This window comes from Labilibaculum sp. K2S, from assembly GCF_030372765.1.
Lineage (GTDB): Bacteria > Bacteroidota > Bacteroidia > Bacteroidales > Marinifilaceae > Labilibaculum.
Window position 1 is genome coordinate 177243 of record NZ_JAUCMW010000005.1, and the last position, 26958, is coordinate 204200.

15 protein-coding genes are annotated in these 26958 nt (G+C 37.6%); 13 read left to right on the top strand and 2 right to left on the bottom strand.

Translation table 11 applies throughout. The features are described 5' to 3' along the window. Positions 1 to 81: 81 nt before the first annotated feature. Complete coding sequence (locus QUH73_RS09090; protein WP_289530127.1) at positions 82 to 456, top strand: heavy-metal-associated domain-containing protein; 375 nt, start codon at positions 82 to 84, stop codon at positions 454 to 456. Positions 457 to 670: 214 nt separating this feature from the next. On the opposite strand, the gene QUH73_RS09095 is transcribed toward QUH73_RS09090, so the two are convergent. After that, on the bottom strand, positions 671 to 1753 hold the full coding sequence (locus QUH73_RS09095; protein WP_289530128.1) for a class I SAM-dependent methyltransferase: 1083 nt from the start codon (positions 1751 to 1753) through the stop codon (positions 671 to 673). A 418-nt stretch (positions 1754 to 2171) separates the two neighbouring features. Here QUH73_RS09095 and QUH73_RS09100 point away from each other — a divergent pair, with 418 nt between their 5' ends. The 6 genes from QUH73_RS09100 (at position 2172) to QUH73_RS09125 (ending at position 13841) form a co-directional block, all read left to right on the top strand. Then, entirely contained in the window at positions 2172 to 3464 is a 1293-nt protein-coding gene (locus tag QUH73_RS09100; protein ID WP_289530129.1) for a hypothetical protein, read from the top strand. After that, entirely contained in the window at positions 3406 to 4701 is a 1296-nt protein-coding gene (locus QUH73_RS09105) for a hypothetical protein (RefSeq protein ID WP_289530130.1), read from the top strand. The genes QUH73_RS09100 and QUH73_RS09105 overlap by 59 nt, the downstream gene beginning before the upstream one ends. A 1173-nt stretch (positions 4702 to 5874) precedes the next feature. Further along, positions 5875 to 9066: a SusC/RagA family TonB-linked outer membrane protein gene (locus QUH73_RS09110; RefSeq protein ID WP_289530131.1), complete on the top strand. Its 3192-nt coding sequence runs from the start codon at positions 5875 to 5877 to the stop codon at positions 9064 to 9066. A 12-nt stretch (positions 9067 to 9078) separates the two neighbouring features. Continuing rightward, positions 9079 to 10680: a RagB/SusD family nutrient uptake outer membrane protein gene (locus QUH73_RS09115; RefSeq protein WP_289530132.1), complete on the top strand. Its 1602-nt coding sequence runs from the start codon at positions 9079 to 9081 to the stop codon at positions 10678 to 10680. Positions 10681 to 10700: 20 nt separating this feature from the next. Beyond that, positions 10701 to 12266, top strand: a complete 1566-nt coding sequence (locus tag QUH73_RS09120) for a glycan-binding surface protein (RefSeq protein WP_289530133.1) — start codon at positions 10701 to 10703, stop codon at positions 12264 to 12266. Between the two features lie 141 nt (positions 12267 to 12407). After that, a complete protein-coding gene (locus QUH73_RS09125; protein ID WP_289530134.1) occupies positions 12408 to 13841 on the top strand; it encodes a cellulase family glycosylhydrolase in 1434 nt (477 codons plus the stop codon). Positions 13842 to 13993: 152 nt separating this feature from the next. Here the strand turns inward: QUH73_RS09125 and QUH73_RS09130 are convergent, their stop codons facing one another. Further along, entirely contained in the window at positions 13994 to 14296 is a 303-nt protein-coding gene (locus tag QUH73_RS09130; RefSeq protein ID WP_289530161.1) for a hypothetical protein, read from the bottom strand. A 574-nt stretch (positions 14297 to 14870) separates the two neighbouring features. Here QUH73_RS09130 and QUH73_RS09140 point away from each other — a divergent pair. The 6 genes from QUH73_RS09140 (at position 14871) to QUH73_RS09165 (ending at position 26955) form a co-directional block, all read left to right on the top strand. Beyond that, positions 14871 to 15065, top strand: coding sequence for a hypothetical protein (locus tag QUH73_RS09140; protein ID WP_289530135.1), 195 nt, complete (start codon positions 14871 to 14873; stop codon positions 15063 to 15065). A gap of 217 nt (positions 15066 to 15282) precedes the next feature. Further along, entirely contained in the window at positions 15283 to 17883 is a 2601-nt protein-coding gene (gene xyl3A, locus QUH73_RS09145) for a xylan 1,4-beta-xylosidase (protein ID WP_289530136.1), read from the top strand. 2 nt (positions 17884 to 17885) lie between these two features. After that, on the top strand, positions 17886 to 20342 hold the full coding sequence (gene galA / locus QUH73_RS09150) for a beta-galactosidase GalA (RefSeq protein ID WP_289530137.1): 2457 nt from the start codon (positions 17886 to 17888) through the stop codon (positions 20340 to 20342). Positions 20343 to 20359: 17 nt separating this feature from the next. Then, positions 20360 to 22807, top strand: coding sequence for an alpha-L-rhamnosidase-related protein (locus QUH73_RS09155; protein WP_289530138.1), 2448 nt, complete (start codon positions 20360 to 20362; stop codon positions 22805 to 22807). A 145-nt stretch (positions 22808 to 22952) separates the two neighbouring features. Then, positions 22953 to 24491 (top strand): alpha-L-fucosidase, encoded by a 1539-nt coding sequence (locus QUH73_RS09160; RefSeq protein WP_289530139.1) that lies wholly within the window; start codon positions 22953 to 22955, stop codon positions 24489 to 24491. Positions 24492 to 24732: 241 nt separating this feature from the next. Next, positions 24733 to 26955 carry an alpha-L-fucosidase gene (locus QUH73_RS09165; RefSeq protein ID WP_289530140.1) on the top strand — a complete coding sequence of 741 codons (2223 nt, stop codon included), beginning with the start codon at positions 24733 to 24735 and terminating at the stop codon, positions 26953 to 26955. The last annotated feature ends 3 nt before the right edge of the window (positions 26956 to 26958 follow it).

Below are 26958 nucleotides of genomic sequence, written 5' to 3' on the forward strand. Positions count from 1 at the left end.
TTTTTTCAAGAGGATAGAGGAGTATTCTCTTCTTGAAATGTATTTTAAAATAGATAGTTAACAACAATAAAAGTAAATATTATGAAATTAAAACTAATAGGATTAATCGGATTGTTTTTAGTGAGTGGGTTTAGTTTATCTGCTCAGCAAACAAGTAAAAAATTTAAGGTATTTGGTAATTGTGGAATGTGCGAAAACCGAATCGAAAAAGCTGCTTTAGCAGTAGATGGTGTAACAATGGCAGATTGGAACAAGGAAACGAAAATAATTAAAGTTGCTTTTGATACGACTAAAACAGACATTCACAAAATACATATGGCCATTGCCAATGCTGGTCATGATACGGAAATTCATAAAGCGAAAGATGAGAATTACAATAAGCTGCCGGCTTGTTGTAAATACGATCGGACGAATGCTGAGATGAAAAGTGACGAAGGACATCATCAGTACGAATAGAACAAATAGCTTAGATATTTTCCTTCAGGATTAAAAATTGAAGCCCGGCTGTATTGGCCGGGCTTTTATATGCTTCTTAGGTTTAATACCAATTTAATATCAAAATCCTGCTTAAAATATCAGCTTGTCATGCTCTGACTGTATACAAGTCGTTCTTGTCAGGGTTATGACTTGATTTTATAAGCACTATTTTATAAGATCAATTTTGGTATAATTACTTAATGCATTTGTAGACAATGAATTTTTTGTCTTCAGCGATAACCTCAACCGACGAGAACAGAGGCTCCAAATGTATTTTATAGTTTAAATGTTTATTTGCGACAATCTGAAGATTTCCGCCTTTTTTCAGGCAACGGAGACATCCTTTAAAAAGATGAAGGGGAATTTGGATGTTTATCTCAAATTCGAAATGAAAGGGTGGATTTGTCACAATCAAATCAAAACTTTCATCATCAAAAATAGTTAGCTCATTATTAAAATGATGATGTATATTTTCTCCGTGGATATTTAATTTTGCTGAAGAAACAGCCAGGTAAGAATCATCCATTAAATGGATTTCAGCATCAGGCAATTCTTTGAATATTTCATTGCCAATAATTCCATTTCCAGAGGCTAAATCCAAAATACACCGATCGGTATCATCTATTTCAAGATGTTCCAAAAAAAACTGTGTGGCATAATCAATATGTTGTGCCGAAAACACACCCCAATACTGCTTGTAGTCTTGATTGTTGTAATTTAGTGAGGTGATGAGTTCTTTTTTAACGACGTTTTTCTTTTTAGTAAGCACCAATAAGCGTGCTTTTTTTACCGCTCTGCTTTGTTCCAAAACATCGAAATATTCTTGCGCTATCTGTAATAATTTAGGACTAAAATGGCGGGTCATAAATGCACAAATTACAGTAATGTCTTCGCTTGAATTGCCTGCAATCTGTTCCAGATAAAGCTGAAATAGCTCTAAAGATTTAGGCACATTTACCAGAGCGAAATCCATTTCATTTTTAAGAGGCGATAGCGGGTCTGAATAAGAAAGTAATGGAATATTGTGCGCATTTAGATTGGCATCAATGGCTTTTTGCTGACTTTTTTGAGTAAATACTTCTGTCGGGTTAAATGAATGTAAATAACAGCCCAAAAAACCAAACCGGTCACCATAAATTCCTAAATGATTTGGTTTTTTTTCTAAATCAGCAAACGCCTGCAAAAGATATTCGTCTGCAGCACTCCAGGCCTTTAACGATTTATCTTCTGATAGATCGTATCTTTTAATTTGATATTTTTTTTCTTCGAAATCCATGTGCTAATCTGCCTTAATGTAGTGATTTATAGTTGATGATAAGCTTCTTGTATTTTGCCGTTTATTGAATTGATGCTCCTGTTTCGAATATATGCCCATCAGGTTATGCCATTATTAAAAATTAGAAAACTTTAGTAGAATGCCATCCCGAATTTCAGCTATTTGCAAACAAAATCAGGACTGCGAAGATAGAGATTAGATGCGACAAATTGATAAGCCCCTGCATTTTCAATTCCAGTATGGTGCGATTGAGAGATTTTCAATCTCTTTAAACCCAACCTGTCAGAGGCTAAGATCGGACAGCCTTTAAATAACATTTGACAAATAATAATAAAATTGTTATATAAAATAAGGGGTTTTTATTTTTATTTGCGGGTATATTGTTAATTTAACACCTGCATTTTAAATCAGATGTTCGATGTCCAAAAAGAGAAAGAAAACAAATACTTCGCAAATAAGAAAGCGGGATAATAGTCCTCATAACAATCCGGTACTTAAAAAAAAATATTTAAAAATTTTAGAACGGGTATGTTATCAGACCGACTGTGAAACTGCTTTTAAACTTCTTTCAAAAGATGAAAAAAGTAATGCCTTCGGACAGAGAGTTTATGTAGGATCTATTAAGTTTGAGAACAAAGAGGCTGTTTCAAAAGATGCATTAGAATTCTTTACGAAATATGTGCAGGATTTTTATGCTGACATTATTTACAAACTGCAGCCGGATATGGAAGTAGAACTCACCAATTTTGAAATTCTTGTAGGATTGCAATTTTTAACCTCACTTGACAATGTGAAAGGTGAAAGAAAAAATCACTTGCAGATTGCTTTTACTCCTATGCGGTTAAAATTGGGGACTTTGCAGGAAACGATTAAGACAATTATTTATCATTATACAATTACTGCCAATAGTACCAACATTTTTAGCGAAACCTTATATAATCTGAAGTTTGATTTTAATGTGAAGGAATATCCAACACTCGGGATGCATTATTCTTCAACTTTAGAGGCTGTTCCGTGCCGTTCCGGTAATTATATCGAAAATGGTAATCTCAGGAAAGTATTTCAGTTAGGGTATTTGGATTATGGCTTTACTCTGAATTGGGTGTTTGTACCTGTAAAAAGCCTTCAGGGAGTATACCGTGGTGATAAAAAGGATCTGCCGCTGTGTATTCAAAATCACGCCTATCATCGGTTGTTGGAGCGATTAAAACCACTATCTGATATAGATATTGTTTTTCAGCTTAGTTTTACTTTACAAAACTCTTTGAAGATTGAAATCTACAAGGGAAATATCCTGATTCCGTATTTCCATATAGGACAAAAATGTGGTTACTTCTTAGGAGTAATTAATAAAGATAGATTGATCATTAAGACATTTTTATTTTTGACCCATCATTATACTCCCGAAGGTGAGAAACTCGAAAAAGCATTGGGTTTAAGTAAAGAAGAAATTACATATTGGAATATTGGCAGCCTTCAAAATTTCATCTATTCCGATTTGGGAACGAATCATGAAATGAGAAACGTGTTTGAGGACGTTGGAATAAGTCATTTATTTAAAGTAGATCCATTGACCCATGGTATCGAGCAGAGAAATTACAATTGGGAAGCTTTAAACGCATACATCAATAAGGGGAAAATAGAACTATTTGATGAAGGAGCAGACGATGAAGAGCTGGAAGAATTGCTGGGGGAGGCTATGGATGAGTAGGAAAGGAAAAAGGAAAACACCCGCTGTAAAGTACAATGAAAGTGCGGCCGTAAATGTCAATTTTAATCGGATAAAACAAGTGTGCCGGATATTTGGCTGTGCCGATGCCTTAGGCATACTAAGTCAGCGGGAGATTAAAGAAATTTACAGGCTTCGCATGCATTTTATGCAGCCGAAAATTACGGCGGGGCATAAGATCAGTAGAGAGAAAATGAGAATCTACAGCCATTTCTGTCAGCTGTTTTGCCAGCAGGAAAAATCCGTTTTGGTAGAAGGACAAAAGCCGGTTTCGGTGATTGCTATGGTGGCCGTTGAGCGGTTCATAGCATGGCACTCCTATGTTCCTGAAACAAGAAGTACTGAAATTAAAAAGGCTTTGGATGTATTATTTGGGCATTTTGCTAAAATTGAAAACCCAATAACGGATTTGTATTGGAATTACAACAGGATACTTGCTTTATCGAATCCATTTACGACAACCATGCACACTTTCAAGACTTCATATGAATACAGAAAAGATGATGTGCATGGCTTGTATCATACCCTAAAGATATGTAGCGTTGAACCACGGGTTAGTAAAGTGAAAATAAATGGGATCAAAAGAATTGTTTATCAGATAGGCTGCCAAAGTGTAAATGATGAACCTCATTGGGTCAGCATTTCGGCAACTAAGCTATTCGGCCTATACAAAGGAGATGAGGAAGAACTTCCGGTTTGCATTCAAAATCATGCACTTATAAGATATTTTAGCCGGATTAAACCCATTGGAGAAGATGTTGGACAATCTTACATAGGTATTAGTATGAGGAATAAAGAGCCTTTGATTTATCGTAGAAATGTATTGTTTCCGATTTGTTACCAAGATTTTAAGTTAGGGTATTTTATTGCCGGACCGGTGGGTGACAAGCTTGTAATCAGCACTTTTCTTTTCGTGACACAGCGTGGTACTCCCGAAGGTGATAAGCTGGAAAAATTATCAGGCTTAAGCAAAGAGGAAATTACTTATTGGAACATTGCCAAACTGGAAGTGTTTGCTTCCAGCGAAATGAATCCTGAACAAGGAATTTTTACCCTTTTTAAAGAATGTGGTTTGGATTATCTTTTTGATGTGGCGAAACACATCAACAGGAACGAAAAAGACACCTATAATTGGGATGCATTTAATGAATACATGAGAAAAGGAAAAGCGCTGTCAGAAGATGATTTAGGGGGGATCGCTGATGAAGCAGACCTGTAGCAGGAAGAGATTTTAACATCTTGATGCTTTCATTCCAGGTGAGAGCATCATGTTTTTACAGACTTTAAAACGCAATGAGGCACAGAGCGCCGTAGTCTTGATTTTTTGTTTCTTTTGAGTTAATGATAACTGAGCTTTGCGAGATCATGAATACCCGTTAAAATTAAGAATGAATAAAAGAACAGCCCGTTTGGCATGGAGACACTTAACAATTTCAATAAAAATACAAAAACCAATCTGTCAACGTCTTTTTTCAGATCTAACAGCCTTTAAAATAAATCAACTTCCTGTTGATAAATTCCAAACTATACCCGAAAAGGTATAAATCACCCCTGTAAATATTATTTTAACTAAATAAATATCGCGCACATGTCATTATCTGTTTTTACAAAAGAAAATTACTGAACCTGACTCAGCAGGATTTGGCAGATAAAGCTGGAGTAGGAATACGTTTTATTCGCGATCTGAAAGTTTTATCATAAAATAGACTGGATTGTTATAAATATTGATCTGTACATAGTTGACAATATGATGTTTAAAGTTTTAGATATCCAATGTGACAAATTCAAGGATTGAATTTTTTTGAAAGGAATTGGTCTGTCTGGAGGACAAGTTTAGGTAGAGAACAATAATTTTTACCTACTTAAATTTATAAATCATCAGGTTAATAATTATTTGAACCATTTCAATACTATGGAGCTTAAATATGCTTGTAGAGAATAACAGTTGTTATATTCCTTTTGCTAATTTATTATTTGATCAACATATAAATAGGAAGGTTGTATTTCTCATGGTTTATGTAAATTTTTTAGATTAAAAAAAATAATAAAACGGAGGATTAACTCAATATATATAGTTCTTCCTGATATCAAGGAATTGTCTCTTAATGATATGTCCCCTGTATAGTTACTTTGAGTACTTAATAGAAAAGAGCGTATTTAAATGGCTTGTAGTGAAAGTTTTAGTTGGCAATTGCGAATGGGTGTTATGGTGTTGTTAATACATTATAACCCCTTATCAAACACATAGTACTCCCAACTTAAATAATACCATTGGATTAAATACGAAAGTATCCTAAATGAGAAACATAAAGACCCTCTTGTAAATACAGTTAGGTGTATTTTTATTGAATTGACCAAGAGGCTTGTTTTTTAAACTAAAATCTATGTTATTATGAAATTGAAATTTAGAGTACGCATGTGGTTAAATGGAGAATATAGAGTTCTTCTCGCCATTGTGCTGATGAATTTAATTGTGTTGCCTGTTTTTGGACAAAAAATACCAATATCGGGCGTTGTAAAGTCGAGTTCGGATGGTGATGCTCTGCCGGGTGTAAATGTCATCATAAAGGGGACATATCAAGGGACTATTACTGATATCAATGGCGCCTACAGCTTAGAGGTTGAAGATGGAAAAACTTTGGTTTTTTCATTTGTAGGTTTCGAAACGAAAGAGATTCCTTTTACAGGACAAAATGTGATTAACGTTACATTAAAAGATGAATCTCAGTTTTTAGATGATGTTGTTGTAATTGGTTATGGCTCAGTTAAGCGAAAAGATGTTACTGGGTCAGTATCTTCAGTTGGCAGCAAAGAGATCCTCCAATCGCAGCCAGTAACAATTGAACAGGCCATGCAGGGAAAAATACCTGGTATGGTCGTTCAACAAACATCGGGGCAGCCAGGTGGTGGTGTCTCCGTGCAGATTCATGGAGCAACTGGATTTGGAAGTTCTGGACCATTGTATGTTTTGGATGGTGTAGAACTACAGGGTATTGCGACTGTTGGAGGTGGATCTAACCCATTGGCAGGTATAAACCCTTCCGATATCGAATCGATTGATGTGTTGAAAGATGCATCTGCCACAGCGATTTATGGATCAAAGGGTACCGATGGAGTAATTATTATTACAACCAAGAGAGGACGAATAGCACCGCCTAAAATTGAATATGAATTCTCTACCGGTTTTCAAGAGTTGACTAAGAAACTGCCGGTTATGAATTTGCGGGAATTTGCAACCTTTGTAAATGAAAGAAATGCCGGTATTGGTTGGGGTTTCGATTCCAGACCTGAATTTGCCAATCCCCAATATTTAGGAGAGGGTACTGATTGGCAGGACGAACTCTTCAGAAAAGCTCCTACATCTACACATACACTTACAGTTAGCGGTGGTGATGTTAGAACTCAGTACTTATTGTCTGGATCGTATCAGAGCGAGGAAGGGATTGCCTTGGGCTCGGAATTTGAAAGGATCTCCTTACGTTTAAACCTTGACAACAAAACGACCAATTGGTTGAAAGTCGGAACCAGTCTCCAATTGGTAAACATCGATGAGAACATCAATAGTAGCAGTTCTAGTGTAATCCGTTCGGCACTTGAGCAAACACCTGACATAGCAGTTCAAAACGAGGATGGTAGTTGGGGTGGATCTGCCAGTACTGTAGGCTGGGTGCAGCAAAAAGTAAATCCGAGAGCTATCGCAGAATTAAATACACACGAGGCAAATAGAAAACAGGTTTTCGGCAACCTTTATGCTGAGATTACCTTTGCCAAAGGTTTGGTGTTACGGAATGAGGCTTCAGGAAATTTTAGTATTGCTTCCGAAGATACTTTTAACCCAAGTTACAAAATGGGTAATCTGGAAAAATTGACCAGTGATGGAAGTTCTTCATTCAGTGAAGGCGCTTATACATCCCTGAAGAACTATCTTACCTATTCCCATCAGTTTGGTTCTAACTATAGTTTAACAGCTATGGCGGGTCATGAAGCATCATTGGATAAATCACATAAAATCTCAGGGTCACGTACCAATTACCCCTCAGCTAGTGTTAAGGTACTTGATGGCGGTGATCCTACTACGGCAACAAATAGTGGAAATAAAGGACACAACTCTAAAGAGGCGTACTATGGGCGTTTAAATTTTGGGATCAACGATAAATACCTGTTTACCGGTAATATTCGTGAAGACGGTGCTTCAATGTATGCAGAAGATCATCGCTGGATCTTATCATATTCTGGTGCCTTGGCTTGGAAAATTGACAAAGAGAATTTTTTGATAAATGCAAGTAAGATTAATCAGTTGAAGTTACGTGTAGGCTATGGCTTAACGAACAGGCAAGCTGGTAGGGATTATGTCTATACATCAACGTTTGTCACCGTTCCTACAGGCTTGACGGGTGTTGCTCAACGTATCAAAAATATTGCCAATCCAGATTTGGAATGGGAACAAACAATCAATTCTAATATTGGTCTTGATGGGGCATTTTTTAACTGGCGTCTTAGTTTTTCTCTCGATTTTTATCTTAAAAATACGGAAGGTCTCGCTATGCAAACCTCTTTGCCAATGTACTCAGGAACAGCTATTGGTTGGGATCCGGGAGCATTGGATGCACCATGGGTAAACGTTGGAGCCATGAGAAACAAAGGTTTTGACATAAGGTTAAGTTCCACTAATATCAAAGGACAGAATTTTATATGGAAAACAGATTTTACCCTGTCGCGAAATATCAATAAAGTTACAAAACTCAATGCCGATGGAGCACCGATTATGGGGCAATACAGCAAGACAGTTGAAGGAAGATCTATCGGTGATTTTTACGGGTATGTTGTTGATGGCGTTTTTGCATCTGCCATTGATGTTTTGGGCGATACGGAAAATGGCATTGAGCCCCATGCCAGACCGGCTAAAAATGGTGAAATTTTGCCTTTTGCTAATGCATCAGGTAGTATCTGGTATGGTGATCTCATGTTTAAAGACATTAATGGAGACGGTATCATTGATGAAAATGACCAAACTTATCTTGGGTCTCCAACTCCAAAAGTACAAATGGGATTAAATAATTCATTTACCTACAAGAATTTTGATTTGAATCTATTTTTCACAGCCAGTCTTGGCAATAAAGTTTTTAATCAGTTGCGTGTGAATGCCGAAAATCCAATCACCAGTTATGGATATTTTAAATCATTAGGCAATTATGCGAAACTTGCACTAATTGATCCAGAAGGATCCGATACGGACATTAATAATGTATATGTTACGAATCCAGATACAGATATTCCAGGAGTTCGAAATGACCAGACAAATGAAAATGCCAGATTCTCTGACAAATATATTGAAGATGGGTCTTTTGTAAGATGTAAGAACATTTCATTGGGTTACACCTTTAAGCAGGGGCTGTTGCAAAGAGCGCATATCAATTCTTTAAGGGTTTATGCGAATGTGACAAATGCTTTTATTATCACGAACTATTCAGGTATGGATCCTGAAGTTGGTTCATGGGATCCTGTAAATGCGGGTATTGATAATGGATATTATCCTCAAGCTCGCAGGTTTACTTTTGGAGTAAACATCACATTGTCTAATTAAAAAAATACCGTTATGAAAATAAATTCAAAAATAATTTTCTTATTATTTACTGTTGCCGGATTATTCGCATCATGCAATAAGGATTTTCTGGATCGTCCGCCTTTATCTGAGATCAGCACAGATAATTTTTATCAAACTGCTTCTGATTTGAAGTTGGCTACCGCTGCATTGTATGCAGGTACACCATGGGCCGATTGGACTTATAGCAGTTACTTGACAATAGGTGATGTGATGAGTGGAAATATGGTACTTGGATATAACGACGATGCCATACAGCTTAATACGTTTTCTGTTACGGGGTTAAATAGCGCTGTAAAATCCAATTGGAGTGGAATGTACAAGGTAATTGCACATTGCAATACAACCATTAATTCGATTAATGAAAAGACGCCCGAATCTGTTCTGGAAGAAGAAAAGAATGCTGCCCTTGCAGAAGCAAGATTTATAAGAGGATATGCTTATTACAATCTGGCAGTGTTATGGGGTGACGTTCCTATCATCGAAGATAATACCCTGCTCATTAGTTCTCCTTTGGTTTCTCGAATTAAGGTGAGTGATGTTTACCAGTTTGTTGTTAATGACTTGACCTATGCTGCAAAAAATCTGCCTTTTTCTGTTGGTTCCAATTGGGAGAAAGGAAGGGTTACCAGTTGGTCTGCACAAGGACTTTTGGCTAAAGTGTATTTAACATGGTCGGGTTTAAATCCGGAAAGTGCTGGAGAACGGAATCAGGCACTTTTAGATAGTGCCAAACTATATGCCGGCAATGTTTGTATAAACAGTGGTTTGGAATTAATGAATAATTATGCAGACCTGTTTAAAACAGAGAATAACTTTAATGATGAGGCATTGTTTGCTTTAAGATGGGATCCTAGTGTTGGAAGTTGGCTTGAAGGGAATATGTTGCAGATATATTCTCCGGGGGGTACTGAAATCTCCGCCGATGGACAAGCTGGTTGGTATGGAATCGCACCTACCTACGATATGTTTCTTCAATATTCAGAGAAGGATACCATAAGACGTAAAGCGACTTATATGTATAAAAATGATTATTATCCTGAGTTAAATGCCGCAGGCGGAGGGTATACGTACACAGGAGATGCCGGTTTAAAAAAACATATTATTGGCACGAAGAAAGATAATAATTTGGCAATCATGACCTTAACCTCTTCTGCTGAGCATAATGCTTTATTGCGACTTTCTGATGTGTATTTGGTATATGCCGAAGCTATTCTTGGTAACAATGCAACTACATCGGATGTCGAAGCATTAATGTATTTTAATAAAGTGCGTACAAGAGCAGGTGTTGATGCAGTTACAACACTTGATGGTGATCTATTATTGAAAGAAAGAAGAATTGAGCTAGCCGCTGAAGGTCAATTCTGGTTTGATTTGGTGAGCCTGTCTTATTACAATACTGAAAAAGCAGTTGCCTTTCTTAATAATCAGGAGCGGGTTACCTTTAAATTGAGCAGTGATGGAGTTGCAACGGCAGGGGAACCATTTGGGGTTATTACACCGGCATCTGCCAATTCGTTTAAGCTGCCGATACCGTCTTCTGAAATAACAGCCAACCCCAAATTATCAGAACCTCCGGTATCATATTCATTTTAAAAACATAAAAGAACTTTCTTATGAAAAAGATAATAGATACACACGTTCGTCGGTTATTACTGACTTGTTTTGCAGCAATTCTGATTCTGCTGTCGGCTTGTGAAAAAGATATAGTGCATGCCCCGGTGATAACACAAATAAGGAATTACGAAGCCTCTCCAAATGACACCCTTATTGATGTTGTGCTTGCAGAGCAGTGGGTGATATTAGAGGGTAGAAACCTTGCTGGAATAACAGTAGCCTATTTTAATGGGGTGCGTGCTGATATTAATTCAACAATGCTTACAGATCATTATGCTGTTATTCAAATTCCTAACATTGAATTTCAAAATGTATCTGATGAAGCGCGCAATAAAATTGAGGTTGTGAGTGAAGGTGGAATAGGTTCTTATGAAATTCCTGTAAAAGGAGCACCATACATTTCTTATGTTAGAAGTGCTGCTGATTCACCCAATGATATAATTGTTAATGTATTATACCCAGGGAATCAAATCAATATTATTGGATATAATCTTAAAGATGCCACTGAAATATCATTCCAGGGTATCCTTGCTGATTTAACGAATGTTGTTTATACCGATACAAGTGCAATTGTACAAGTGCCCGCAGATTTGTCGGGTTCTGATGCTTCAAAGGCAAATACGATTACTTATACAACAAAAATTGGTGAAGGTACTTTCCCAATTAAAATTGTGGGTCCGCCTGTAATATCGAGTGTCTCTTATGAAATTCCTCGCGAAGGAGATCAGGTTTATCTATTTGGGTATAACTTTGTGTCAATTCAAAGTCTGGTTTTTGCAGGTGTACCAATTACTTCATATGAAGTATCAGCAAATGAATCCATGATTGGATTTATTGCGCCAGCTTTGACACAAAGCGGATCAGTTGAAATTACAACATTAGCTGGAACCTTTACCACAGCCTACATGGTGAATGATATTGACTTTATTAATGCAGGTGGTGTTGGCATTTTAGCAAATATGGAATGGGGTGATTATTTTGGTTGGACATGGTGGAAAGAAGGCATCCTGAACAGTTCAGACCCAAATTCTGGTTGGCCTCCATACAATGCTGATTTTGGAGAAGGATTTGGAATGTATTTGGAACTTAAAAGCCCTGTTTTAAACGGGGGTGAAGGTGCCGTTGGAAATTCAATGTATTTTGGTGATTGTTTATGGGTGCCGACAGAGAATTTAGATGATTCAGGTAATAACTGGGCATTAAAATTTGAAATCAATGTACCAAATGCTTGGAACGGAAGTACTATTTGTATAAGAACTACAGATGATGAAACAAGTACAAGGTATAAATATGTTGCAAGAGTAGAACCTTGGCAAATAACTTCAACAAAAACAGCGGATTTTGTTACATCCGGTTGGCAAACGGTAACAATTCCATTGTCGGAATTTCGTGATGAGGATGATAATGGTGTTGAAGGAAAAGGACCTTCTATAACTAAAGTTTCAGATTTGTTAAACCCGGCATCAGAAAAGAGTGGTTTGATAGTCTATTTACATAACTATAAGACTTCTGCATCAACAAGTTTTGATGGCGCCTTTGATAATTTGAGGGTAACAAAAAGATAGTTTATATTTTAAATGAAGACTATATCTAAAAATTGGAACAGTTACTTAATGTAACCTTTTTTAAAGATCTGTCAGGTTTTTATAACCTGACAGACTTTATTATTAATTGTTCATAAATATTACAATAAAATGAAGTTCAGAATGTATAATAGATTGTTCGTTTTTCTTGTTGCAATTATATCTTTTGCTGCTTGTGATAAATCAGATACAAAGGATCCAGTACTGACTGTTTCAGCGAAAGAAATTGTTATTGAAGCAGAAGGCGGAGAGGCGACTTTAACAGTAGACTGTAACGACACATGGAGTGCAAATAATTCTGCCTCATGGTTACAGTTAAGTCAATCGTCCGGTGCTATCAACACCGCTGCCATTGTATTATCAACAGAAGTTAATAATACTGGACTTACCCGTTCTACCATCTTGGTTATAAACTCAACAAATGGACAATCACGCAGAGTTACAGTTTCTCAGGCTAGCATGATATTCCAAACCTACAATATATCACCTAAAGCACCAGATGCAACAGGAATGGAGAGTACAGCAACTGAAATAATTGCGAATATAAAAGTAGGGATAAACATTGGTAATACATTTGAGTTAACTACGTGGGCTCAAGCAGATCCTTCTGAAGCTTTTATTGACTTAATCAAAGCGAGTGGGTTTAATGCAGTTCGCATTCCTGGCGGCTTTGGCCAACGTGCAGACCAGGAAACTGCCAAAATTGACGTTGAATATATGGCAAGGGTGAAAAAAGTGGTACAATGGTGTGTCAACAGGGATATGTATGTGTTATTGAATATCCATTGGGACGGTGGATGGCTTGAACAAAACTGTACAATTCAGAAACAAGATTCTGTTAATGCCAAGCAAAAGGCTTACTGGGAGCAAATTGCTACAGAAATGCGCGATTTTGATGAGCATTTAATGTTTGCCAGTGCTAATGAGCCAAGCGTTGAGAATGCTGAGGAGAATGACGTGCTGATGTCGTACCATCAATCATTCATCAATGCAGTACGTTCTACAGGTGGGCGAAATACTTATCGTACATTAGTCATTCAAGGTCATACTGATTTATCGACTCCCGATAAATTCCCAACTGACCCAACAGCAGATCGTATTGTATATGAGTGGCACAATTATACACCAAGTAGTTTTACTCTGTTGTATGATGATAAGGCTGACGGAGGCTGGGATAATGTTCGTTTTTATTGGGGAGAGGGTAATCATTATACCGAAAGTACGGGAATTGATAGAAATTGTGGTTACGGCGAAGAGGCTGAATTATTAGAAGGATATCAACACATTAAAACAGCATATATTGATCAAGGTATTCCATGTTTAATGGGCGAATTTAGTAGCCAAAGGTTTAACGAAAGCTCAAAATTTGTTCCGGAAAATATGGAAAAATACAATCAATCAGTTGATGACTGGTACACGTTTAATACTAGGGAATGTAAAGCTATTGGCGGAGCTCCATTTGTTTGGGATACAGGTGGCTTGCTTGATAGGGAAGGTACTGGTGTTAGAGACCAGCGTACGCTAGATGCTATTATGGCAGGGCTAAACGCTAACTAAAAGGCAATGATTTTAAGGTTGCAGGTAATGAGCATTTTTGTTTTTTCAATATCTGCAATGAAAGAATAACACTTCAATCGGCCGTAGGAAATTTATTCTTACGGCCGATTTAAATATAGGTGGTTTTATAATGTGAATGATTCAGATTAAGTTTATTCATTTTTACTACAAGAAAGAGAAGCCCCCGAATAATCAACGCCAAACTCACTAAAGGAGTAATAATTCGTACACTCCTCAACTAGTACGGTGTGCCGATAGGTTTCACACTCCGTGTGACCGCCTTTTAACAAGGTGAACTGTACGGTTTTCTGATGGTTTATGATGTGGGTAATTTGCTCGTTTTTATATTTCCAGCCGTTTGAAAAGGAACCATCATATTTAAGAATGAAGTACAACCGATAAATATTGTCAAATTGATTTGTAGCAAAAGGCATGTTGATTATTGCATCTTCCATTCGCGATATGCTTTTATTTTTTGTACATCCTTACCACTCATGGAAAAGAGGTTTTAACGAAAATTTAAATGGACTTATAAGACAGTATATGCCAAAGAAAAAGGACTTCTAAAACCTAACAGACTAGTAGATTACTGCTGATCAAGTGCAACTAATAGCAGTAAAGAGCGATGGTTGTATGATACATAATAATGTATCTCTAGATTATTATAATTCTCATTAATAGTACGGAATTGTATAAATAAGTTTGAGGCTGACTGAATTTTTTTATAGAAGAATCAGTCAGCTTTTTTGTTTTGTGGGATTATTCCTTCAGTTTATCCTTGATAATTTTATCCTTAAAGCAGAAATAAATATGCAGTTAGTTTCAAATTTAAACAAACACTATTTACTCTGAGAGTTGCTGTTAAATATCAAAATAATGGAAATAATACATTTATACACCCTTTGTAAAACATGGAGTCCCATGGGAGTTTGGGGAATACGATATATTTGAATTATCGTTTATTTGAAGTATACATGTGTGTAGTGTTCTGGGTGAAAGGATTTAGGAGTCACTAGATTACAGTCGCTTATGATAAAAATTGTAAAATATGATAATGTAATGAGAAAGACCTGTACAAAAGTGATGTTGTTGATTGTATTTACTTTCTTTTTAAACCCCTTCTCCGAAGCGCAGGAATTGTATGTTGGAGCCAACTATCATCCGCATGATGATAAAAATATTGAGAAAATTAAAAGTGACCATAGGGGTAGATTAGAGGATTAATTAAGAAATTATTCATTATGAAGAGAATAATATTCAACCTGATTAACCGGGAGCCTGTCGCCCATGCCTTGCATAAATATGTTGGGTCTGTGGATGCTCTTGATTTTGTAAAATATACTTTACTCTATAGGAGAAGGTGCAGTGAAATTTAAGAATTTAAAATATACCCCAATTGCAAATCCATAATCATTTATAGGTGTTAATAAATTTTAAACAGATGAATACAATAAAGATAAAAATTTTGATTGCATTAGGGTTTTTGCTAGTTATGAACGTAAAAGCCCAATTGCCATATCAAAATCACAATTTAAGCTCAGAAGAACGTGCTGCGGATTTAATATCACGTTTAATATTACAGGAAAAATCTGTGCTGATGTGTGATGAATCGGAAGCTATTCCTCATTTGGGGATAAGAAAATTCAATTGGTGGAGCGAAGGGTTGCATGGTATCCGGTATGGACATAATGTATCAGTCTTTCCTCAATCAATAGGCATGGCGGCATCATTTGACGATAAACTGGTTTACGATGTTTTCAATGCTGTTTCAGATGAGTTTCGTGCCAAATACCATGAGGCTAGACGTAACGGACAGGAAAATAGCAAGTTTGGAAGCTTGTCTGTTTGGACACCTAACGTAAATATATTTCGTGATCCGCGTTGGGGTCGTGGACAGGAAACATATGGCGAGGATCCTTACTTGACCTCTCGCATTGGAATTTCTGTTGTAGATGGTTTGCAAGGCCCGGCAGATTCGAGATACAAAAAACTTTTGGCATGTGCCAAGCATTTTGCAGTTCATTCAGGCCCGGAATGGAGTCGTCATACGTTAAATATTAACGATGTGAACCAGCGTGATTTGTGGGAGACCTATTTGCCCGCCTTCAAAGCGTTGGTGCAACAAGCCGATGTGCGAGAAGTAATGTGTGCCTATCAACGCTTGGATGATGAACCTTGTTGCGGAAGTACACGCTTACTACAGAAAATACTTCGTGATGAGTGGGGTTTTAAATACCTGGTGGTATCTGATTGTGGTGCAATTGGTGATTTTCATAGCAGCCATAAAGTTTCGTCGGATAATATTCATGCAGCAGCAAAAGGCGTTTTGGCTGGAACCGATGTAGAGTGTGGATGGGGTTATGACTATGCTAAATTGCCAGAAGCTGTAGAAAGAGGCTTGATAGCTGAGAAGGAAATAGATCAACATTTAAAAAACGTTTTAGTCGGGCGTTTCGATTTAGGTGAAATGGACGATGATTCTTTAGTTTCATGGTCTAAAATCCCCATGTCGGTAGTTGATTCTAAACAGCATCAGGAATTAGCCCTTATGATGGCTCGGGAGTCAATGACATTACTCCAAAATAAAAACAACATCCTTCCATTGTCTAAATCGGTAAAGAAAATTGCTGTCATTGGGCCAAATGCCGATGATGAACCTATGTTATTGGGCAATTATAACGGTTTTCCATCCGCTATTACTACTATTTTAGAAGGTGTTAAATCAAAACTTCCTGCAAATAAAATATTCTACGACAAAGGTTGCGATTTGATAGAAGACATGATTACTCAAAGCCTTTTCGAGAATTGCTCCTTTGATGGAAAAGCTGGTATGAAAGCTACCTATTGGAATAACAAAGAGTTTAAGGGCGATGCAGTGACACAAGAACAGATTGTAAATCCGATACAGTTAACTGCTGCGGGTCAAAATCAATTTAGTCGTGGAGTAAATCTTAAAGGTTTCTCTGGAAAATATGAAGCGGTTTACCATGCTAATAAATCGGAGGAAATAGTTTTAAGATTGGAATTTGGCGGAAAATGCGATGTGATCGTAAACAACGAAACCTTGTTTTCAAAAGAATTATGGCAATTAGCGCCAATCAGGCTTCCTTTTAAGGTTGAAAAAGGGAAAGACTACAAGATCGAAGTTAAATATTCAGCTGTTAACGATGGGGTAGAGGCAAGTCTTAAGCTAAATATAGGTAGGGAGATTCCGGTGAATTATACCGAATTGATAGACAAACTGAAAGGAATAGATGAGGTGATTTTTGTTGGTGGAATATCTCCCAAATTGGAGGGCGAAGAGATGCCGATAGAGTTTCATGGCTTTAAAGGAGGAGACCGCACCAATATTGAGCTTCCTGCTTCACAACGCAAATGCCTTCAGGCTCTTAAAAAAGCAGGTAAAAAAGTGGTATTTGTGAATTGTTCCGGTTCCGCGATGGCCTTAACGCCCGAAACCGAAAGTTGCGATGCCATATTGCAGGCTTGGTATGGTGGGCAATCGGGAGGTCAGGCTGTGGCCGATGTTCTTTTTGGCGATTACAATCCTTCAGGTAAGTTGCCTGTAACATTCTATAAAAATTCGGATTATCTGGGCGATTTTGAAGATTATTCCATGAAAGGCCGTACATACCGCTTTATGGATGATGCCCTCTTTCCTTTTGGCTATGGTTTAAGCTATACAACCTTTAAAATTGGAGAAGCCAAGCTGAGTTCATCAAGCCTAAATGTTGGTGAAGCTACTAAAATAACCATACCGGTAATCAATGCTGGTAAAACTACTGGCGCCGAAGTTTTGCAAGTGTATATCCATAAAGTGAATGACATAGATGGCCCTATTAAAACCTTACGGGCATTTAAACGCATTGAATTAGTTGCTGGTAGAACAGAGCCGATAACCATTGATTTACCTTCAGCCTCTTTTGAATTTTTCGATTGGACACAACGAAAAATGATGGTAACTCCCGGAGAATATGAGGTCTTTTACGGAAATAGTTCAGATTCAAAAGATCTGAAAATGGTTAAAATCACTATTCAATAAATATGAATCTTATAAAATCACAAGTATTAATTTTTATATTTTCTCTACTGTTTTTATTGGTTGAAGGAAACGCTCAGGTTTTACAACAGACCAATGTTTCAAAAAGAGTCAGGCTAAATTTTGATTTCAACTGGCAGTTCCACAAAGGCGACATAGCTATGAAGCTTGTTGTTAGAGTCGGTCAAGGAGGTATAACTGATATTAATGTCCCAATTATTCAGAAGAAAGATACCGTTATCGACTATACGAATTTTAGGAGTAGCACATCAATGTTACCGGCCGATTGGAAAACGGTAAACCTTCCTCACGACTGGTGTATCGAAGGAGACTTCGTTCATGACGATTATTTGGGAAGTCAGCCATCTGCTAGTGGATATTTACCTGTCGGTGTAGGAGTTTATAGGAAGGAATTTGAAATACCTGAATTGGACAAAGGAAAGAAAATATCCATTGAATTTGACGGGATATTCAGAAATAGCACCGTTTGGGTAAACGGTCATCTTATGGGGACTCACTTAAGCGGTTATACGCCATCAAACTATGACCTTAGCGATGTTTTGCGTTATGGCAATGAAGGAAAAAATGTGATTTTGGTAAAGGTGGATGCTACACAGCCTGAAGGCTGGTGGTACGAAGGCTGTGGTATTTATAGGCATGTATGGCTAGTTAAAACCGACAGGCTGCATGTTGCAAGATTTGGTACATATATTACCACGCCCACGATTTCTGATGCAGAAGCAGATGTAAGTATTAAAACAACATTGAAAAATGAATACAAAACTGCTAAAAACGTTACTCTTGTTTCTAAAATAGTAGACAAAAAAGGTTTTGTGTTTGATACTGAAACTTCTACTCTATCAATCTCTCCATTCGATCAGATTGAAGTATCTCAAACAGGTGCAATTAAAAAACCTTTGCTTTGGTCGCCCGAAACACCAAACCTGTATAAAGTACTTACCGAAGTTGTTGAAAATGGCAATATTGTAGATGCTTATGAAACTACTTTTGGAGTGCGAACTGTTGAAATTAACAAGAATGGTGTATTTCTTAATGGCAAACTTTATCCTGTAAAAGGAACTTGTAACCATCAGGATTTTGCAGGCATAGGGGTTGCACTTCCCAATAAAATAAATTGGTACAAATTAAAGGTACTTAAAGAAATGGGAAGCAATGGTTATAGATGTACACATCACATGCCGACCCCTGAAGTACTTGATATGTGCGATAGTATCGGTATGCTGGTACTCGATGAAAACCGCCACTTGTCAAGTAGTGAAGAAGGATTAAAGGATTTGTCTGCCATGCTTTATCGCGATCGCAACCATCCTTCGATATTCATGTGGAGCTTGGAGAATGAAGAAGCAATGCAGGGGACTGTAATGGGTGCCCGAATTATGCAAACAATGGTTAATACAGCCCACAAGATCGACCCTGCTCGAAAAGTCACTGCGGCTATGAATCATGCTCGCAATGAGGGAGGGTATGGCGATGTCCTGGATGTTGTAGGTTATAATTATGGCGACAAGCAATTGGCGTATGTAAAAGATAAAGAGAATCACCCTGACCGCGTTATGTTTTGTACCGAAGGGACAAGCTTTGTTTCGACCCGTGGCGAATATGAGAATAGTTGGTGGAAACATTTATGTTCAAACTCAATTTTATGGCAACCCGGTTGGGGGCCTTATCCGGGAGAAGATTGGGCTGATATAGTTAAGTATCCCTATCTAGGTGGTTTATTTGTTTGGACAGCGTTCGATTATCGTGGAGAACCAACGCCATTTTCGTGGCCTAGTGTATCCTCTCAATTTGGTTTTTTGGATGTTTGTGGATTTCCAAAAGACGGCTATTATGCTTACAAATCGGCTTGGACTGATATTCCGACTGTACATATTTTTCCACATTGGAATTGGGCCGGCAAAGAAGGAGACAGCATCAAAGTACACTGTTACACCAATTGTGATGAAGTTGAATTATTCCTTAATGGCAAAAGTATAGGAAAGCAAAAAGCAGTTCCTTATACAAAACTGATTTGGCCACTGATATATAAACCCGGAAAACTAGAAGCTCGTGGTTACAAAGCTGGAAAACTGGTAACCAAAGATATTGTGGCAACTACCAAAGCACCTGAACAGGTTGCTTTAAATAGCGATGTTAGCACCCTAAAAGCTGATGGTTGCGATGTGGCAATAATAAAGGTGTCTATTAAAGATGCCAAAGGCAGGGTAGTGCCAACAGCCGACAATCTGGTGAAGTTCTTGATTGAAGGACCAGGTAAAATAATTGGTGTAGCCAACGGCAATCCTAATAGCCACGAACGCGATAAAGTTAGTCAACGTATGGCTTTCAACGGGTATTGTTTGGTTCTTGTTCAATCGGATAAAAAGGATGGTGAAATCAGGTTAAAAGCAATATCAGAAAATCTAAAAGCAACAGAAGTCGTTATTGTAACTGTTAAGTAGGTTAAAAAGAAATCTCCATGAAAAAAGAAAATCCAATTCGTCCTCTTTTTGTGAATATAATGATACTTCTCTTTTTTCTGTCACTAAATATTAGTGCACAGAAAAAGAGTGTATCTCATACTAGTACCGGACTTTTGGCACAACAGGTGACAGAAGTCAATCTTGAATTACCACGCAAACCCTGGACTGCAAAATGGATTTCATATCCCGATAATTCAAATACGGATTATGGAGTTTATTTATTCAGAAAAGAAATTTCAATTGATGCAGTACCTGACAAATTTATTATTCATGTATCGGCAGACAATCGCTACAAACTATATATCAATGGTGTATGCGTTTGTAACGGCCCTGCCAGAAGTCATTTGTTCAAATGGAATTTCGAAAGTATAGATATTTCATCTTATCTTCATTCTGGAAAAAATATTATTTCTTCAATAGTATGGAATTTTGCATGGCATCGTCCTTTAGCTCAGATTTCGGGGCAAACAGGATTTATCATTCAGGGAAATACGAAAGAAGAGAATATTATTAACTCAGATAACAGTTGGGTTGTATTTAAAGATATTGCCTATAAGCCTCTTCCGGTAAATTTAAAACAATATTATGCTGCCGGAGCCGGCGAGGAGTTCAATTGTGAAAAGCATCGGTGGGACTGGATGGATAATGAATTTAATGCAACAGGGTGGAAACAAGCTCAGCTGGTGGAAAACGGTAAACCTCTTGGTTGTATGGGTGAATGGGGAGAGCCTTCAATCCATTTGCTTTCGCAAAGACAAATACCTTTCATGGAAGAAAAGGAACAGCGTTTTTTTAAAGTTCGCCGTTCTGATATTACCAACATTCCGGAAAGTTTCCTGATGGGCAAAACACCTATCACTATTGCAGTAAATTCGAAAGTAAAATTGCTTATTGACCAAAATGTATTGACAACTGCATATCCTGTACTAAATTTCTCGAAAGGATGGAAAAGCACAATAAAACTTACTTATGCAGAAAGCTTATTTGATAGTATTGGAAATAAGGGTAACCGTAATAACATTGAAAACAAACAAATATACGGCAACTCCGATCTTATAATTTGTGACGGGTCAAACAACCGGATATTCCAAACGTTGTGGTGGCGGACCTTCAGATACATTGAAATGGAGATTCAAACGAAAGATGAACCGCTTGTTTTGAATGATTTCTATAGTATTTTTTCAGCATACCCTTTCGAAGAAAAGGCATCGTTTTCTTGTGATAATCCTCAGTTTAGTGAAATTTGGAATGTTGGCTGGCGTACCCAACGCTTATGTGCGAACGAAACTTTTTTTGATTGCCCATATTACGAGCAACTTCAATACATTGGCGATGCCCGGATTCAGGCATTGGTATCGACTTATGTTTCAGGAGATTCACGCTTGACTAAAAATGCAATTTCCGTTTTACACGATTCACAATTGCCAATTGGCATAACACAAAGCCGGTTCCCAAGTAACCAAACCCAAATTATTCCAACCTTTTCGCTGGTTTGGGTTACAATGGTTTATGATTATTGGATGCTAAATGACGATTCTACTTTTGTGAAATCAATGATTCCCGGCATGCAGGAAACACTCAACTGGTTTAGAAACCGCATTGACTCAAGTGGTATGTTAGGTGCTGTTGAGTGGTGGGATTTTGTAGATTGGACCTATTCAAAAGGTTGGGATAATGGTAATCCGCCTGCTGCGCATACCGGCAATTCGTCTATACTCAGTTTACAATATGTATACACATTGGAAAAAGCAACAGAAGTTTTCGATGCTTACAAAATGCATGACATGGCTGTTGAATATAGAAATTTGGCGGATAAGATTAAGAAAGCTGTTTTTTCAACATGCTTCGATTCGAATAAAGGATTAATTGCTGATTCGCCTGAAAAAAACACATTTAGTCAACATGCTAATGTTTTGGCTATTTTAACCAATACATTTCCCAAAACAACGGATAAAGCTAAACTAGTTAGTGATCTTCTCAACGACAAAGATTTGGCACAATGTACTTTGTATTTCAAATTTTACTTGATCGAAGCACTTGAGAAAGCCGGGCAGGCCGACCAATTTACAGCATCTTTAACTCCTTGGGAAAAAATGGTGGATACCGGTTTAACTACTTTTGCCGAGACACCCGATCCAGCACGTTCCGATTGTCATGCATGGAGTGCCTCGCCGGTTTATTACTTCTTATCTTTGGTAAGTGGTATTAAACCTGCCTCATCAGGTTTTAAAACCGTAAGGATAGAACCTAAGTTTGGAAATTTGAAAAATATCGATGCCACCATGCCACATAAGCTGGGAGCTATTCATGTTAAGTTGCAAAAAGATAAAAATAGCCTTCGTGGAGAAGTGGATTTACCAGCTAATTTAGGTGGGGTTTTCATTTGGAATGGCGTTCAAAAGCAATTGAAAGATGGAGTAAATAAGATTGATATTAAGAATTGAAAATCGAGAATAGAACAACGCAAAGAAAACGTATAATAAACTAATATCATTATAATAATTCAATAAAGTCATGCGCTCAACTATCTTAAGTATTTGTTTAGTCCTGCTATCTTTTTTAACGTCAGCCCAGGATAATAAAACTATAGTGGTCAACACAGAAAAAGAACCCATTGCCTCCGGTAAATTTGAAGCAACCTGGCAATCCTTATCTCAATACAAAGTTCCGGATTGGTTTTGTAATGCCAAGTTTGGTATATGGGCTCATTGGGGACCACAATGCCAGCCCGAAGAAGGCGACTGGTATGCGCGCGGCATGTACGAAGAAGGCTCCGATTACTACAAATGGCATGTGCAAAATTACGGTCATCCTTCTAAAGTGGGTTTTAAAGAAGTGATACACGATTGGAAAGCCCAAAATTGGGATCCTGAAAAGCTTGTAGCCCTCTACAAACGAGTGGGGGCCCAATATTTCTTTGCCATGGCTAATCACCACGATAACCTCGATTTATGGAACAGTAAATATCAGGAATGGAATTCAGTTCGTGTAGGACCTCAAAAAGATATTATTGCAGGTTGGGCAGCAGCGGCAAAAAATCAGGGTCTTCCATTCGGATTGAGCGTACACGCATCTCATGCATGGATGTTTTATGAACCGGCTCAAAAAGCGGATACCATTGGCAAATTCAAAGGAGTTTCTTACGATGGAAACCTTACAAAAGACGATGGCAAAGGAACATGGTGGGATGGTCTTGATCCGCAAGAGTTGTATGCACAAAATCATCCGCTAAGTACAGCATTTAACTGGGAATGGAGCAATGGATGCTCTATACCTTCGCAGTCATATTGCGATAAATTTTACAATCGTACCATGGATCTCATCAATAAATTTAATCCTGATTTGATTTATTTTGATGATACAGCACTTCCTCTATATCCCATTAGTGATGCAGGGTTGAAGCTTGCAGCCCATTATTACAACCATAATATGGTCACCCACAATGGTAAATTGGAAGCTGTGATCTTTGGGAAGAAACTTACCGATGAGCAAAAAAAGTGCATAGTATGGGATGTGGAAAGTGGTGTTCCTGATAAAGCACAAAACCTTGCCTGGCAAACCTGTAGTTGTATTGGGAGCTGGCATTATAAAAGGGAATTATATGAAAAGGGGGAGTATAAATCTGCAACTACTGTTATTCACATGTTGGTCGATATTGTCAGTAAAAATGGCAACCTGTTACTTAGTGTTCCTGTTCGTGGCGATGGTACTATTGATGAAAAAGAAATCGCAATTCTTGAGGATGTTGCGGCATGGATGGACATCAATAAAGAAAGCATTTTTGATACACGTCCGTGGAAAATATTTGGCGAAGGACCTGCTATAGATAACGTAAATCCTTTTGAAAAAGATGAATTTAATGCAGGGAAAGTAAAATTCTCAGACAAAGATGTTCGTTACAACCAAAAAGGCAATACTCTTTATGCTACCATATTGGGAGTTCCAACAGGTGATGTAAGTTTGAAATTACTTGGTAAAAAGAACAAAACTGGCAAAGTCAAAAATGTCGAAGTGCTCGGAAGTACTGAAAAGATTACTTGGAAACAAGATTCAGATTCTCTGGTAATTATAAAACCAAAGATTATTCCGAATAATATTGCAATCGTATTTAAAATAATTCAAGAATAAAATGATATTGAATTGTGCTGGTTCACACCAATATACAGGCTGTAGAAAAACTCTGAAAATCTAAAAATAATGAAAATGAATACAAAAAAACAAGTAAAAATGATATTGACTTTGTAAAGCGTATCAGTTCCGACCCTCACTTGTCGAAAGAAGTCTATATTTTAAAGCTAAGTGATAATACAAAAACTCAAAATTAGTATAGTTCAGGTACAATATAACTCTTAATTATAATATTGCATTCATGAAGAAATCTCATTTTTATTTATTTGTAGCATTGTTTGTCACACTTTTTTTTTCTGCTCAAAAAGTAGTGTCCCAATACTCCATTCCAGCCAAAATGAACTGGTGGTATGAATCCCGTTTTGGTATGTTTATACATTTTGGCTCATATTCCTATTTAGCTAAGGGCGAATGGGATATGCCAAATGGTTGGACAAAATCAACTTATCAAACCAATGTTTCGGCAAAGTTTAACCCAACAAATTTCAATGCAGGTACAATTGCGCGGTTGGCACAAAAAGCAGGTATGAAATATTTGGTAATTACTGCTAAACACCACGAGGGGTTTTGTATGTGGGACACTCAGGTAGCCAGTTTTAAAGATGTTACAGGAAAAAAAGATTATGACCTGCCCGGTTTTACGGCTTTCAAAAAAAGAGACATTCTGAAAGAACTCAAAGATTCTTGCGATGCAGTGGGAGTTAAGTTTTGTTTGTATTATTCAATATTAGATTGGAATCACTCTTCGCAGACAGGCTTCTATTCTACTACAATGAAAAGCTTTGAAGCACGAACCGCTTATATTGCCGATATGAAAGCGCAGTTGAAAGAACTAATAGACAAATACCATCCGGCAATAATGTGGTTCGATGGTGACTGGACTTATAATTGGGGTGCAGCAACACTAGCTTCGTGGTGGACTAAGGCTGATGGTGAAGATTTGTATAATTACCTAACAGAACTTGATCCAAATCTATTGGTAAACGAACGGGTTTTCAGAGGAGCCGGATTGGGCGATTGGACGTGTCCTGAAGGTGTAGTGCCTGCCGCCCCAGAAAGCCGACCTTGGGAAACATGCCAGACTATGAATGACACTTGGGGCTATAATTCTGGTGATAATAATTATAAAACACCCAAAGCTTTAATTCAGCAATTGGTTCAGGTGGTATCGCGAGATGGAAACTATTTGTTGAATATTGGACCAAAAGGTGATGGTTCGGTCACAGAGCAATCAATTGCAGATTTAAACGCCATCGGCGATTGGATGAAAATATATAGCAGCAGTATATATGGAGCAACCCGTAGCCCTTTTGCGTTGGAACCTACATGGGGTTTGTACACAAAGAAAGCTGGAAAACTATATACCCATGTTTTTTCGTGGCCTGCAAACGGATTGTTAAAAGTACCATCACTAACAAATACAATCAACAAAATTTACTTGTTGAATGACACAACAACATTATTGAGCTATAAAGATAGTATTGGATATATCCGTATTTCTGTGCCGGTTAAGGTTCCGAATGCAAATAACTCGGTTGTAGTTATCGATGTAAACGGTGTTCCAACAGCTTCAACGGAATATACGAAAGTAAGTAGTATCAACGTGATGGGGCAGGACGGATTGACTAGTATTCAGGATGTTGGAGGTGCTTTGCAAATGTCAGCGGTTGTAACACCAACAACTGCTACCGATAGTACAGTAACCTGGAGTGTAAGTGATGCAACTATAGCATCAATAAGCAATACTGGTTTACTAATTGCAAATAAAGATGGCTTGGTTACTGTAACGGCAACAGCCAAAGATGATTCCGATAGTTTTGGACAAGCACAGATTACAGTTGGTACAGGTCAGCCAGGTGTTAATTTGTTGCAAAACAGCGATTGTGAAACACAAGGCTCTTGGATGGTCACACAATGCGATGTGAACGGAGCAATCAACGCAGCATTTGGCACCGATGGAACCGGCCCTCAGGGTGGGGCAAATAAATTTTTGGAGCTTAAATGTCCGGCAGCTGGAAGTTCTTCGCAGGTGTTTGTGTATCAGAAAGTTGTTGTCAAAAGAGGACGTGCATATAAATTTTCGGCTGCAATGAAGGATGTATCTACGACTTTAGTCGATGGTTGGATTGGTATTGCGTGGACAGATCAAAAACCTGTAACTGGTCAGGATATTTCTGAAGCTAATGTTGCTAACTTCGACTCGAAGCAAGCATGTAATGGTAAAGGATTCGATGGTCTTGTTGAGACATCGTGTGCTGCGTCAAGCCAGTATTTTAAAATTCCTACATCCCTTAGTTCAGATACTATTTATTTTGGTATAAATGTTGGTACTTACGGAGCCACAGGTAATATTGATTTGTATTTTGATAATGTAACTCTGACTGATTCGATTGGTTCAGTTTCGGCTATTTTGGGTTCAAAATCTCCTTTGCAAAAGGCATGTTCTAATCCTGCAAACAAATGAATT

Coding starts and splice junctions, on each gene's coding strand:
- QUH73_RS09130 (WP_289530161.1), bottom strand. CDS start 14,296: ATGGAAGATGCAATAATCAACATGCCTTTTGCTACAAATCAATTTGAC.
- QUH73_RS09095 (WP_289530128.1), bottom strand. CDS start 1,753: ATGGATTTCGAAGAAAAAAAATATCAAATTAAAAGATACGATCTATCA.
- galA (WP_289530137.1), top strand. CDS start 17,886: ATGAATCTTATAAAATCACAAGTATTAATTTTTATATTTTCTCTACTG.
- QUH73_RS09110 (WP_289530131.1), top strand. CDS start 5,875: ATGAAATTGAAATTTAGAGTACGCATGTGGTTAAATGGAGAATATAGA.
- xyl3A (WP_289530136.1), top strand. CDS start 15,283: ATGAATACAATAAAGATAAAAATTTTGATTGCATTAGGGTTTTTGCTA.
- QUH73_RS09165 (WP_289530140.1), top strand. CDS start 24,733: ATGAAGAAATCTCATTTTTATTTATTTGTAGCATTGTTTGTCACACTT.
- QUH73_RS09155 (WP_289530138.1), top strand. CDS start 20,360: ATGAAAAAAGAAAATCCAATTCGTCCTCTTTTTGTGAATATAATGATA.
- QUH73_RS09140 (WP_289530135.1), top strand. CDS start 14,871: ATGATAAAAATTGTAAAATATGATAATGTAATGAGAAAGACCTGTACA.
- QUH73_RS09120 (WP_289530133.1), top strand. CDS start 10,701: ATGAAAAAGATAATAGATACACACGTTCGTCGGTTATTACTGACTTGT.
- QUH73_RS09115 (WP_289530132.1), top strand. CDS start 9,079: ATGAAAATAAATTCAAAAATAATTTTCTTATTATTTACTGTTGCCGGA.
- QUH73_RS09125 (WP_289530134.1), top strand. CDS start 12,408: ATGTATAATAGATTGTTCGTTTTTCTTGTTGCAATTATATCTTTTGCT.
- QUH73_RS09090 (WP_289530127.1), top strand. CDS start 82: ATGAAATTAAAACTAATAGGATTAATCGGATTGTTTTTAGTGAGTGGG.
- QUH73_RS09105 (WP_289530130.1), top strand. CDS start 3,406: ATGAAGGAGCAGACGATGAAGAGCTGGAAGAATTGCTGGGGGAGGCTA.
- QUH73_RS09100 (WP_289530129.1), top strand. CDS start 2,172: ATGTCCAAAAAGAGAAAGAAAACAAATACTTCGCAAATAAGAAAGCGG.